Origin of the sequence: Streptomyces viridochromogenes DSM 40736 (assembly GCF_000158955.1) — a bacterium.
Classification (GTDB): Bacteria; Actinomycetota; Actinomycetes; order Streptomycetales; family Streptomycetaceae; genus Streptomyces; species Streptomyces venetus.
The window spans coordinates 2,744,231-2,757,527 of the sequence record NZ_GG657757.1 but is presented as its reverse complement, the minus strand read 5'-3'; the positions used below and the strand labels follow the sequence as shown (position 1 = coordinate 2,757,527).

Genomic DNA, 13,297 nt, shown 5'->3' with positions numbered 1-13,297 from the left:
ATGGCTCCATGTACATGGCCCGGGCCGCGTTCACGACGTCGTCGGCCTCGCGGACGCGGGGATAGCCCCGAGGTCAACAAGTTCATGTCGCCTATGAAGGTGTCGTCCCCGCGCAGGCGGGGATAGCTCCGTTCCTGGTAACGACCACTGGGACCCGGGTACGTCGGCCCCGCGCACGCGGGGATAGCTCCACGGAGTACACCTTCCAGGTGGCCGCGGATTCGTCGGTCCCGCGCACGCGGGGATAGCCCCGTCCCTCGCCAGAACGGCAAGAGCGGCATCATGTCAGCCCCGCGCACGCGGGGATCGCTCAAGGTGCGAGACAGGCTGGGCCGCCATGGCGAGGTCGGCCTCGCGCACGCGGAGATAGCTCCCCCGAGCAGACGGCTTTCATGATCGAGTGGACGTCGGCCCGCGCACGTGGGGATGGCCCGCGGTTCGGCGGGTTCGTCTACAACGCGGATGTAATCGGCCCCGCAGACGCGGGGATAGCCCCAAGGCCAGCGCGCCGACCGTGTCCTCCAGGGAGTCAGCCCGGCGCGAGCGGGGCGCAGCTCCCACTCGGTCTTGATCCCCTGGATGAGTGCTCAGTCGGCCCCGCCTACGTGGGGATAGTTCCTACTTCGCCATCACCCTCGATGGGTACGCGCCGTCGGCCCCATACATGCGGGGGTAGCCCCGGGAGGAACAGCGCCTCGATATGGATCACTACGTCGGCCCCGCGCATGCAGGGATGGCTCCTACGTGCACACCGATCCGATGGCGCGGGCACTGCCGGCCCTGTGTTCGCGTGGACAGCTCCACGCCGTGCGACATTTCGCGGCGTCATTGAAGTCAGCCCCGCGCACGCGGGGATAGCTCCGGCACGACGATGCCGAGCAGCGGTCAGTCGGCTCCGCGCACGCGAGGAGCTCCAATGAGTAAGAGTGTCCCTCCATCCGCACGGCGTCGGCTCCGCTTACGCGGGAATAACTCCTGGACGTAGAGAGGCGTCAGCGGCTTGGCGATGTCGGCCCGCGCTCGCGGGGGATGGCTCTGACCAGGTGAAGATCTTCGGGACGCTGGAGACGCCAGCCCCGCGCACGGGGGATAGCTCCGGCCGGCTGACGTACGGCCTGGAGTACAAGCTGTCGGCCGCACACACGCGGGGATAGCTCCACCGCGTACTACGCCCGCTAGGTGGAGTACGGGTCCGCCCCACGCACGCGGGGATAGCTCCTCGGAGTTGTTCGTGTGCCAGCCGGAGAAGTCGTCGGCCCCGCGCACGTGGGGATAGCTCCCCCGAGACGATCTCTCTTCGCGTTGACCTGGAGTCGGCCCCGCGCACGCGGGGATAGCCCCTTGACGAGCTCGGGCCCCTGCTCGCCGACCCAGTCGGCCCCGTGCGCGCGGGGATAGCTCCAGCAAGCCGGGCCAGAAGGTCATGAAGCAGTTGTCGGCCCCGCGCACTCGGGGATAGGTCCGACTCCCCGCGATGGCGCAGGTCATCGCAGCGTCGGCCCTGCGCACGCGGGGATAGCTCCGGGACCGCGATCGTCATGGTGGACATGCCCACGTCGGCCCCGCGCACGCGGGGATAGCTCCCAGATGGCGACGTAGGCGCCGCGGGTGTAGTCGTCGGCCTCGCGCACGCGGGGATAGCTCCCAGTGGTCGCAAGCCGACTTCAACGCGATCATGTTGGCCCCGCGCATGCGGGTATAGCTCCGTGGTCAACTTGCTGTTGAGGCGGTTCAGGCCGTCGGCCCTGCGCACGCGGGGATAGCTCCGACTACACCGCGCTCTTCGCGGAAGAGTGCGTGTCGCCCCCGCGCACCCGGGGATAGCTCCAGGTCCTGCATTGTGACGTCCTCGAAGCCGGTGTCGGCCCCACGCACGCAGGGATAGCTCTCACCCGGAGTCGCAACATCCGGCCTCCGGTGCGTCGGCCCCGAGCACGCGGGGATAGCTCCTTCGGGCCGGGCATCACCTACATCACGTCGTCGTCCGCCCTGCGCACGCGGGGATAGCTCCCCGGTCTCCCGGGACCCGACCGCACTCGTCGGGTCGACCCCGCGCATGCGGGGATAGCTCCTGCCCCATCACCGCGCCCGCCGGGGGCAGCATGTCGGCCCCGCGTAAACGGGGATAGCTCCGAGGAGGCCAGCGCGCGCTGAACCTGTCGTGCCGGCCCGGCCCTGCTCGCGGACCGGGCGGCCGAAGCGGTCGCGGGCGCTTACCGGCGACTGGTCGCCGAGCCGGTCATCCGTGACGAGGTCCACCGCGGCCTGCGCCTGCTGTACGCCGCGCCATCGGCGAGCAGTGCCGCTCGAAGAACTCCGCCAGGCTCATGCCGAGTTAGGGCGCTTGGTCCAGCATGTCCCCGAAGGTGATCTGCGTGGTCGGCTGCTCGGCATGGCCAGCCGACTGGCTCAACCTCCGCCACGGCCTGGGTACCAGGCCCGCCCCTGGCGCCCCGGGAACGCGACGTCCTGGCGCAGGTGGCACTGGGCTGCAGCAACGCCGAAGCCGGTCGCAAGCTCTCGCTGCTGCCCGAAACGGGGGTGGTCGCCCGCACGTCGATAGACGTTGCCTCCTCAGGGTGGGGGTAGTGGCCCCGCGGGCCGATGGGCACCCAGCCATCGCCCGAGGACCTGCCTCACCGCCACCCGCACTGGTCGTCCCGCGACCGCCCCGTGCGTTTGTCAGGAGCCTGCAGCCACGCTCACGGTCACATGCCTGTGCAACGAGGCAGGCCGTGCCCTTCTCAGGAGTGGCGCGGGCGAGGCAGCAAGGCGAACGCGCTCTCCGCTATCGAGGTCAGGCGGTCGGGGCCGTGGCCGTACGCGCCCACGACATCGCTCCCGCGGATGATCGTCAGCAGTAGGTACGCGAGGTCGTCGGGATTCGCGTCGGGGTCGATGTCGCCGTTGCGCTGCGCCGCTTGCACGCATTCGGCCACCGCCGCCCGGACCACGGAGAAGCAGTCGTTGGCCAGGCGTTTCACCTCGGGGTCGGAGGCGCCGATCTCCAGGGCCATCTTGGCGGCGAAGCAGGCCGCCCCCGCCCGGTCGGAGGCGGGGGGTACGTCCGCGGCGAGTGGTACCCCGTGGACGGCGCGGAGCAAGTACTGGTGCAGCCGTTCCAGGGCGCCCTCGTCCGGTCCGGCGAGCATCGTGCGCGGACCCTGCGCCAGCCGGGCGAAGTAGCCGGCCATCGCCTCCAGCAGCACGCCGTGCTTGCCGTCGAACGCGCCGTAGAGACTGCCGCGGCCCAGGCCGGTGGCGGCACTGATGTCGTCGACGCTCGTGCCGTTGTAGCCCGAGGTGCGGAACTGCCGCTCGGCGGCATGGAGGACGTGGTCGCGGTCGAAGCTTCGTGGTCTCGCCATACAAAGACCGTAAAGCCGACCCACCCTTCTTGACAACTCAGTACAGAACTGCCTAGGTTTCGGACTATTCAGTAAACAACCGTCCTGAGCTCGCCGGACAGGCTTGGTTCGGGCTTGCAGGACCGGTGCGGACCCAGTCGGCCTGAGCGCAGGCGACCCCGCGCGGCGCCCGGCGAAGTCATGACCACAACCGAAGGAACCACCATGCGGACAGCTCCCCGAGTGGCCCTCGTGACGGGCGCCTCCTCCGGGATCGGGCGGGCGGCGGCGCTCGCCCTGGTGGGCGCCGGCTTCGCGGTGGTCGGCACGAGCGTCCGTCGATCATGAACCGCGCGAGCACGGCGTCCGGATGCTGCTGGTCGAGCCGGCCTACACCAGCACGAGTTTCGAGGGAGCGGCATGGCACCCGACTCGCCCCTGCCCATCTACGCCGCACAGCGGGAGGTCTCCCGAGACGTGCCGGCCACAGCGACAGGACACTTCGGGCGACCGCACCTCCATGTACCTGATCAACTTCACAGACCAGCGAAATAAGTTGAATGCCGGTATTGCAGCATTCTCCTCACCGGAGAGGACAGAACCATGGAACGCAACGAGTCTCCCGACGCGACGTACGCGAGAACCTGGAGCAACGGCCGCGGCGAGGTGCGGTTCTTCACCAGGGCCGATGGCTCGCGGCTGCGCTACTACACGGTGGGCACCGGCCCCGCCCTCGTGCTGATGCACACCGTGCGCGGCCAGCTCGACTACTTCCAGCGGGTGATCCCGCTGCTGTGGGACCACTACACCGTCTACGCGCTGGATCTGCCCGGGATGGGATGGTCCGACATCGTCCCCGGCGCACAGTACGAGGAGCCGCAACTGCGGGCCGCGGTCGTCGAATTCGTCCGCGGACTGGACCTTCACGACGTCACCCTGTCGGGCGAATCACTCGGCGGCGCCCTGTCCCTGTCGGCATCGATCGACCTGAAGGACCGGGTCAGCCGGGTCGTGGCGTTCAACAGCTACGACTACCCCCAGGGCGGGGAGCGGGGAAACTGGATCGCCCGCCTCATCATCTCCAGCGTGCGGATGCCTGTGCTGGGCCCGCTGTTCGCCCCCCTCGAGCCGCGGCCCATCTTTCGGGCCATCCTGCAGGGCGGCTACGTCGACAAGACCAGACTGCCCGAGGACTTCATCACCGAGCTACTGAGAAGCGGCCGCCGCAAGGGCTACGCCAAGGTGTCCCGAGGAATCTTCCGCAGCCTCAAGGGATTCGACCGGGCCCGCGAGCGCTACCCGCGCGTGTCGGCACCCGTCACCCTCGTCTACAGCGAGAACGACTGGTCCCGTCCCGCCGAGCGGGACCGCGTGGCCAACGCGCTGACGGACGTCCACCGCATCACCGTGCCCCGTACCGGACACTTCTCCGCCTTGGAGCGTCCCGACGAGATGGCGCGGATCCTGCTCGACGCGGCCTGACCTGACCCGGCAGCTATCGGCACCCGCCGCCCATCCCTGTCAGGACATGAGGAAGTGCCATGACTCAGGCCGTCCCCCACCTCAGCAACAGTTGACCTCGCACGGGTGCAGGCATATACCGCCGACCGCACCCCCCATTCCTTCGCCGTCTTCTGGACCCTGGACCCGATGCCGGTGACGCGGCTTTCGGGACATCAACATCGCGCCGTCACCTACATGATGGGAAACGACGTCATCTGAATGACACGCGGTGCAGAGGCTCGCCTGCGCTGCGTGACTGACAAGGTCCTCGGAGGCGGCCACGGGCCCGAAGCTGTCGAGCGGTTCGGGCTGCTGCCTGGCGGCATGCTCACCGCATGGCGTCGTGGCGGCGGGTGATGTACGTGAACGCCGCCCTCGCGGCCCCGCCCTGATCGGTGCATTGCTGCTGCCCTCGTGGTGAGCGAGGACCAACCTGCCGTACTTGACGACTTAGTACAGAACCGGTTAGGTTTCTGACTGTTCAGTACACAATGGTCCTGAGCTCACCGGACAGGCTGCGTGCACGCCTGGCGTTGCGATGCCCTCCAGGCCGACGAGGCACGGTCTGATCCTCGCGATCTCGGCGAAGGCGTTCATCGACGTACTGGATCTGTACATCACGAACGACCTCAGCAAACCGGGGCCGGACTCTTCTCAACAGCCCTAGACGGTCGCCGCCCGCATCCTGCGCTTCCTGAACGGCTGCCCCCTCCAACCACCCAGAACTCGAAGGATTGACCGAACCATGACTGATCAGGAAAGGCAGGAGGCCGTGGCTGCGGCGACTCCTCCGTACGCGAGCGACGCTCTGCCCGAGGGGGCCGTCGACGCGGTGGTGATCGGCGGGGGCGCCGCGGGGCTGAACGGTGCACTGATCCTCGCCCGCTCCCGCCGCTCGGTCGTCGTGATCGACAGCGGCTCCCCGCGCAACGCGCCCGCGGAGGCAGTGCACGGCCTCATCGCCCTGGACGGCACCCCGCCGTCCGAGATCCTTCGACGGGGCCGGGAGCAGGTGCGCCAATACGGTGGACGCGTCGTGTTCGGCGAGGTGGTCTCGGCCGAGTCCGCCGCCCCGTCGGCGGACGGGGACCTGAGGTTCACCGTCACCCTGGCCGACGGCCGCAGCGTCACCGCCCGCCGCATCCTGGTGGCCACCGGCCTGAAGGATGTGCTGCCCGAGGTGCCCGGGCTCGCCGAGCACTGGGGTCACAGTGTGGTGCACTGCCCGTACTGCCACGGCTGGGAGGTGCGCGACGAGCCCATCGGCATCCTCGCCACCGGCCCGGCGTCCATCGGCCACGCGTATCTGTTCCGTCAACTGACCGAGGACCTGACCTACTTCACCCACGGCACCGACCTGGACGAGGACACCCGCGCCCGCTTCGCCGCCCGCGGCATCCGCGTCATCGACACCCCGGTCAGCGAGGTCGTCGACGACGCCGACGGCGCCCTCGCCGGGGTGCGCTTGGCCGACGGCCAGGTCGTGGCCCGCCGCGTCCTCGCGGTCGCCCCGCAGATGCAGGCCCGCACCCATGGCCTGGAAGGTCTGGGCCTGCCGGTGCAGGACCTGCCGACGGGCCGCACCTTCGCCTCCGGTATCGACGGCACCACCGAGGTGCCGGGTGTGTGGGTGGCCGGCAACGTCACCGATCCGGTCGCCCAGGTCGGGGCCTCCGCAGCCGCCGGCGCGCTGGCCGGCATCGACATCAACAAGGTGCTGGCCGTCGCGGACACCGACGCGGCCCTCCAGGGGATCGCCGAGGGGAGCCCACAAGGGGTCACGGAATGATCTTGAAGCCCGGAGATCTCAGCCCGTCACCCGCTTGTCGCACGGGCAGTCAAGCGATTCCGCTCGTCCGTCCCGTCCCCCTCAGGAGCTACTGATGTCCTTCCTTGTGAACACCCCCGTGGAGAAAATGACCGGGCCTTACGCGCGGCGCTGGTGGGCGCTGCTCGTGCTGTGCCTGAGCCTGCTGATCACGGTGATGGCGAACACGTCACTGATCGTCGCCGCCCCCGACATGACCACCGACCTGGGCCTGAGCAGCAGTGATCTGCAGTGGGTCGTCGACAGCTACACCGTTCCGTACGCGGCGCTGATGCTGGTGCTGGGCGCGATCGGCGACAAGTACAGCCGGCGCGGCGCGCTGGTGCTGGGTCTGCTGATCTTCGCCGGCGGTTCGGTGATGGGGAGCCTGGTCGACGAGACCTCGCTGGTCATCGTGGCCCGCGCGATCATGGGTGTCGGTGCCGCGGTCGTGATGCCGGCCACGCTGTCCCTGGTGGTCGCGACCTTCCCCCGGAGTGAGCGGGCCAAGGCCATCACCGCCTGGGCCGCGACCTCCGGGGTGGCGGTAGCCGTCGGCCCGCTGGTCTCCGGCTGGCTGCTGGAGGACCACGCCTGGGGCTCGACCTTCCTGATCAACGTGCCGTTCGCCGTCCTCGCCGTGTTCGGCGCGCTCGCCCTGGTACCGCCGTCCAAGGCGGAGGGCATGGGCCGGATCGACTACGTCGGTGGTCTGCTGTCGATCGTGACCGTCGGCTCCCTGATCTACGCCGCCATCGAGGGCCCGCACTCCGGCTGGGGCGTCGGCCCCGTCACGGCCGCCGTGATCGCCAGCGTCGGTCTGGTCGCTTTCATCGCCTGGGAGCTGCGCCACCCGCACCCGATGCTGAACGTCCGGATGTTCGCGCTGCGGCCTTTCACCGGCTCGATGCTCGCGGTGATGTTCTTCTTCTTCGGCATGTTCGCCGTGATCTACTACGCGACGCAGTTCCTGCAGTTCGTCCTCGGCTACGGCGCCCTGGACACGGGTGTACGCCTGCTGCCGCTGGGCGGTGCGGTGTTCCTCGGGTCCGCGGTGACCGGGGTGCTCGCCCCGAAGCTGGGGGTGAGGGTGATGGCCGTGACCGGCCTGACCGTCGGCACGGCGGGCATGTTCCTGCTCACCCAGATCGACAAAGGGTCGACGTACGGGGACTTCCTGGTGCCGCTGATGATGCTGGGCCTCGCGCTCGGTCTGGCCATCTCCCCGGCGACCGACACGATCATGGGCTCCTTCCCCGAGTCCGAGCTGGGCGTCGGCGGCGGTGTCAACGACACCGCGTTGGAGCTGGGCGGGGCGCTGGGGATCGCGGTGCTGGGCTCGCTGCTGGGCACGGCCTACCGGGACGAGCTGACCGACCTGGTGGGCAACCGGCTCCCGGCGGAGGCGATGGAGACTGCCAAGGACTCGGTCGGCGCCGGCCTGGCCGTCGCGCAGCGGGTCGCGCAGGATCCCTCCGTCGAGCCCCAGCAGGCCCAGACCGCCGTGGACGCCGTCCACCAGGCCTTCGCCCACGGAGTCGCCCAGACCAGCCTCATCGGCGGGATCATCATGGCTGCCGGAACTTTGATCGTCCTCGCGGTCCTGCCGGGTCGGCGCGGGTTCGCGAGGAAGAGCGCCGAGCCGGGGGCCGGGACGGCGGTGAGCGAGGCGGCGACTGTGCGGGAGCACACCGGGTCCCCCCGCTAGATCGCTGACGGGGCGTCCACCGGATCGACGGGGACGCGCCCGCCTGTCGGAGCGAGTGGCACCGCCTCCGCCGGATCACCCGCCAGGCGCGTCGGCCAGGAGCCCGGCGGCGCGAGACGCGCAGGGCGCGGGCCTGGTCCACGGTCCACGTCCACGCATACCCCTCGGAGCCGGCGCGGGCTATGCGCGGTGGAAGGCGAATCCGCTGCTCGCGCGTCCAGCCCAGCACGCCCGAGCCCGCCGACCGGCTGAGATGCCGCAGTCCCCCACGTTCAGGCGACGACACATCACCTACCGGATCTCATACCGCCCTCTTAGGTATCCGTAAGAGCGCGGTTCCCAGCGACGCTCTAATCCTGGCCTCAGGTTGTTCGGGGACAATGAGCGGCAAAAACATCGACCGGAAGGGGGCGGGCCGGCGTGCGGATCATGATCGCGGATGATGAAGCGGCCATCCGTGACTCGCTGGAGCGGGTGCTCCAGGTCGAGGGTTACGACACCAGCACCGTCGCCAACGGTCTCGCCGTGCTCGACGGGGTCGGCGGGGCCGACGGCGACACGCTGGATCTGCTGATCCTCGACGTGATGATGCCCCGCCTCGGCGGGTTGGAGACCTGCCGGCGGTTGCGGGCCGCGGGTCGGGATCTGCCGGTGCTGATGCTGACCGCCCGTGACCAGGTCTCCGACCGGGTCACGGGGCTGGACGCGGGCGCCGACGACTACCTGCCCAAGCCGTTCGCCACCGAGGAGTTACTGGCCCGGGTGCGGGCCCTGCTGCGCCGGCGCACGCCGACCGACGAGGAGTCGCAGATCCTGTCGTTCGCCGACGTCCGGCTCGATCCCGACAGGTTCGAGGCGTGGCGGGGCGGGCGGCCGCTGCGCCTGACCCGGACCGAGTTCTCCCTCCTGCAGGTCCTCATGAGCAACGCGACCCGGGTCCTGACCCGCGACGCGCTGTTCGAGGCGATCTGGGGCTTCGACATGAGCGCCACCGCCAACAACCTCCAGGTATACGTGAGCTACCTGCGCCGCAAGATGGAGGCCGAGGGTGAGCCACGATTGATCTACACGCTGCGCGGCCTGGGGTACGTGCTGCGGGAGACTCCTCCGTGAGCAGGCCCGCCGGCCGGGAACCGCGCCGGCTGACCCGATGGTGGCGCAGGCGGTCCCTGCGGGCCAGGCTGACGGTGATCGCGGCGACGGCCATCGCGGTCAGCGTGTTCGTGGCCTTCCAGGTGGCAAGCGAGCTACTGGACTGGGAGCTGCGGGACACCGCCGAGAATCAGCTGCGCGCCGACTCCCGCGTCCTGGCGACGAACGCGCAGCGCGCCGGTCTGGCGCACGTCCAGCTACCGCCGTATCCCGGATCCGGTCGGCTGGTGCGGGTCATCCTGCCCGACGGCTCGACCCGGACGCCGGCCGGCCAACCCGCGCTGCCCCCGGTCAGCGAGCACGCCGGGCGCGTGGCGCAGGGCGCGTCGGCCGACCTGATGGAGTCGAACGACAGCGACGAGGACGGCTACCTCATCTACACGCTGCGGGCGGGCGACGGCGCGGTCCAGGTGGCCCAGGTCGCCGACGACAGCCCGATCAACCGGTTCGGGTTGGGCATGCTGCTGATCGGGCTGCTCTGCGTGGTCGGCGGCGCCCTTGTCGGGCGGACCGTGGCGCGGACCGGGCTGGCACCGATCGACCGGCTGACCGCCGCCGCGGTACGTGTCGCGCACACCCGGGATCTCGACGCCGACATCCCGGATGAGGGCGGTGGGGAGATCCGGCGGCTGATCCAGTCGATCAACGACATGCTCGCCGCACTCCGGGACTCCCGGCGGGCCCAGCGACTGCTCGCCGAGGACGCCGCCCACGAGCTCAAGACCCCGCTCACCAGCCTGCGCCTCAACGCCGAGCTGCTGATCCGGCTCGATCGGAGCGGCACCCTGGACAGCGCACTGCCGGCGGAGAGCCGGACCCGGCTGCTCAACGATCTCGGGTCTCAGGTGGCCGAGTTGAGCACCCTTGCCGCCGAGCTGACCGACCTGGCGCGCGGTGACGTCAGCGACGAGAACACCGAGGTGCTCGACCTCGCCGACGTGGTGGTGGCCGCCGCGACCCGGGCACGTTCCCGCGTGCCCGACATCGAGGTCGCGCTCGACGTGACCTCCGTGTGGGTGAGCGGGCGTCCCGCCGCGCTCCAGCGGGCGGTGCTCAACCTCATCGACAACGCCGGCAAGTGGTCCCCCGCGGACCAGCCGGTCCAGGTCCGGCTCCGTGCCGAGGGCGCGTCGGCGGTGCTCGAGGTCGACGACGCCGGGCCGGGCATCGACGCCGCCGACGTACCGCGGGTGTTCGACCGGTTCTACCGTGCCGACAGCGCCCGGGCGTTGCCGGGATCCGGTCTGGGGCTGTCGATCGTGCAGCGGGTCGTCGACGCCCACGGCGGCCGGGCCGGCGTCGCCCGCTCCGCACGCGGTGGCGCGCTGCTTCGGGTCGACCTTCCGGCCGCGGCCCCGCCCGCCCCGATCGCCCCGATCGCGCGGTTCACCGCCGGGGAGGACACCGCGGCGCGCTGACCCGCCCGGCGGCGCGGCGCAGGACAGGGAACGGCGGCCCTCGGGCATGGCCCCGCGCGGCTCACCGTCGGGGCAGGACACCGCGATGCGCCGACCCGTGTGGCGCAGGACCAAAGGGCGGCGACCGTTGGGCCCATGAAAAAGATCCGGGACGGGCCTGGGGCCCGTCCCGGATCTCGTCCGTGCCGCCGCGCTCACCGTTGCAGCACGGGCTCCTCGTCGTCGGCGAGCGGCTGTTGACCGTCCGGCAGCTCCGCCGCCGGCCGGGACAGCCGGCTCGGCCACCACATCCGCCGGCCGATCAGCAAGGTGAGGGCGGGCACCAGGACCGACCGCACCAGCAGGGCGTCGAGCAGCACGCCGAAGGCCACCAGGAACCCGACCTCGATCAGCATCACCAGCGGCAGTGTGGCGAGGACCGCGAACGTGGCCGCCAGGACCAGGCCTGCCGAGGTGATGACGCCGCCGGTGGCCGAGAGGGCTTTGAGCATGCCCTCTCTGGTGCCGAGACGCACGGTCTCCTCCCGGGCCCGGCTGGCCAGGAAGATGTTGTAGTCGACGCCGAGCGCCACCAGGAACAGGAATGCCAGCAGCGGCACCGAATAGTCGACACCCTCGAACCCGAGGATCGTGTCGAAGACGAACACGCTGCCGCCGAAGGCCGCGGCGAAGGAGACGATCACAGTGGCCATCAGGACCAGCGGGGCCAGGATCGCGCGCAGCAGCAGCCCGAGGATGATCAGAACGACGGCGAGCACCAGCGGGATCACCAGCTTCTCGTCGCGGCTGGTGGTCACCTCGGTGTCGAGGTTCTCCGCACTCGGCCCGCCGACGATCGCCTCCGCCCCGCTCACCGCGTGCACGGCGGTGCGCACCCGCAGAATCGTGTCGTACTCCGCGGCGGTGTCCGGCGCGTCCTTCGGGAACACGGAGATGTTGGCCCAGCCACCGCTGGTCTGCTCCGGGACGGCCAGGGCCACACCGCGAGTGTCCTTGACGATGTCGAGCACCCGCTCCTGGTGCGCCGGCCGCGTGAAGATCGTCATCGGCTGGCCGCCGAGCTCCGGGAAGTGCTGGCGGAGAACGGTGAAGCCGGTGACCGACTCCGGCGCCGACAGGAACTGGTCCTGTTCCCGCAGGGCGCCGGTGTTGCCCGTCAGCCCGAGGGCGAGCACGCCGAGGACTCCGAGCGAGCCGAGCGTCGCCACCCACCGGCGGCGGCTGATGGCGGTGCCGAGCCGTCCCCACAGCCCCGGCTTCTCCTCCACGGCCGTGCTGAACCGCGGGATGGCCGGCCAGAAGATCCGCCTGCCGAGCACCACGAGCACCGCCGGGAACAGCGTCAGCATGGCCACCAGCGCGCACAGGATGCCGGCCGCACCGATCGGGCCCAACCCGCTGGTGCTGTTCAGGTCCGCGACGAGCAGGCAGAGCAGGCCGGCGACCACGGTGGCCGCGGACGCGACGATGGCCGGCGCCGCGCCGCGTAGCGCGTGGACCATCGCGACCCGGACGTTCTCGTGGTGGTGCAGTGCCTCCCGATATCGAGCGATGAGCAACAGCGCGTAGTCCGTGCCGACGCCGAACACCAGGATCGTCAGCAGCGCCGAGTTCTGGTCGTTGACCACGATGCCGAAGCCCTTGACGAGCAGGTAGACGGTCCCCATCGCGGTCAGTGCGGCCGCGCCGACGGCCACCAGCGGGATGATCCACAACACCGGGCTGCGGTAAGTGAGGATGAGCAGGAGCGTGACGACGACGATGGTGGTGAGGAGGACCTGCACGTCGATGCCGTCGAAGACGGCGTCCATGTCGCCGTCGATCGCCCCCGGGCCGGTCACGTCGAGTTCCAGGCCCAAGGGGCGGTCCTTCGCGGCGTCACGCAACGGGCCGACGATGTCCTCCGGTGCGCCGTAGGCCGTGCTCACCTCGAGGGTGAACATCATCGCCTTGCGGTCGGTGGAAGGGCTCGTCGGTGAGCCCTCGTCGTCCTCGCCAGCCGCCGCCGTCGCCTTCGGCGGGTACCGCTTGGCAAGGGTGCTGTAGTGGCGCTCGACCGTCGCGCGGTCGGCGTCGGTCATGCCGCCGGCGCGGTGGTACACGAAGACGAACGTGTTGCTGTCACCACCGGGGAGACGGTCGTCCAGCACCGCCACCTTGGTGGACTCGGCACTGGCCGGCAGGGTGTCCACGGCGCTGTCGGTGGTGACCGAGCTCAACTTTCCGCTCAGCGGCACCATGCCCGCCGCCAGCACCAGCCACAAGCCAATCACTAACCACGGCACCCACCGGCCTGCCAACCGACCGGCCGGCGTTTCCCCGGACGGCGCTGCGTTGACTGCCATCACTGGCCTCCTACATA

The 13,297-nt window shown here is 70.2% G+C and carries 7 protein-coding genes and 1 pseudogene; 6 read left to right on the top strand and 2 right to left on the bottom strand.

The genetic code is table 11. The features are described from left to right. Positions 1-2,744 precede the first annotated feature (2,744 nt). Complete coding sequence (locus SSQG_RS12065; RefSeq protein WP_039932470.1) at positions 2,745-3,368, bottom strand: TetR/AcrR family transcriptional regulator; 624 nt, start codon at positions 3,366-3,368, stop codon at positions 2,745-2,747. Positions 3,369-3,572: 204 nt separating this feature from the next. Between SSQG_RS12065 and SSQG_RS43655 the strand changes: the two are divergent. The 6 genes and pseudogenes from SSQG_RS43655 to SSQG_RS12040 all read left to right on the top strand — a co-directional run. Next, positions 3,573-3,680, top strand: a pseudogene (locus SSQG_RS43655) (short-chain dehydrogenase/reductase); the annotation flags it as partial. Positions 3,681-3,950: 270 nt separating this feature from the next. Further along, on the top strand, positions 3,951-4,829 hold the full coding sequence (locus SSQG_RS12060; RefSeq protein WP_003990038.1) for an alpha/beta fold hydrolase: 879 nt from the start codon (positions 3,951-3,953) through the stop codon (positions 4,827-4,829). A 766-nt stretch (positions 4,830-5,595) separates the two neighbouring features. Beyond that, positions 5,596-6,639: an NAD(P)/FAD-dependent oxidoreductase gene (locus SSQG_RS12055; protein WP_244299102.1), complete on the top strand. Its 1,044-nt coding sequence runs from the start codon at positions 5,596-5,598 to the stop codon at positions 6,637-6,639. A 94-nt stretch (positions 6,640-6,733) separates the two neighbouring features. Then, positions 6,734-8,365 (top strand): MFS transporter, encoded by a 1,632-nt coding sequence (locus SSQG_RS12050; protein WP_039932467.1) that lies wholly within the window; start codon positions 6,734-6,736, stop codon positions 8,363-8,365. Positions 8,366-8,785: 420 nt separating this feature from the next. Beyond that, positions 8,786-9,478 (top strand): response regulator transcription factor, encoded by a 693-nt coding sequence (locus tag SSQG_RS12045; protein WP_003990035.1) that lies wholly within the window; start codon positions 8,786-8,788, stop codon positions 9,476-9,478. Further along, positions 9,475-10,935 (top strand): HAMP domain-containing sensor histidine kinase, encoded by a 1,461-nt coding sequence (locus tag SSQG_RS12040; protein WP_003990034.1) that lies wholly within the window; start codon positions 9,475-9,477, stop codon positions 10,933-10,935. Before SSQG_RS12045 ends, SSQG_RS12040 begins: the two co-directional genes overlap by 4 nt. Before the next feature lie 194 nt (positions 10,936-11,129). Here the strand turns inward: SSQG_RS12040 and SSQG_RS12035 are convergent, their stop codons facing one another. Further along, a complete protein-coding gene (locus SSQG_RS12035) occupies positions 11,130-13,280 on the bottom strand; it encodes an MMPL family transporter (RefSeq protein ID WP_039932465.1) in 2,151 nt (716 codons plus the stop codon). Positions 13,281-13,297: the final 17 nt, after the last annotated feature.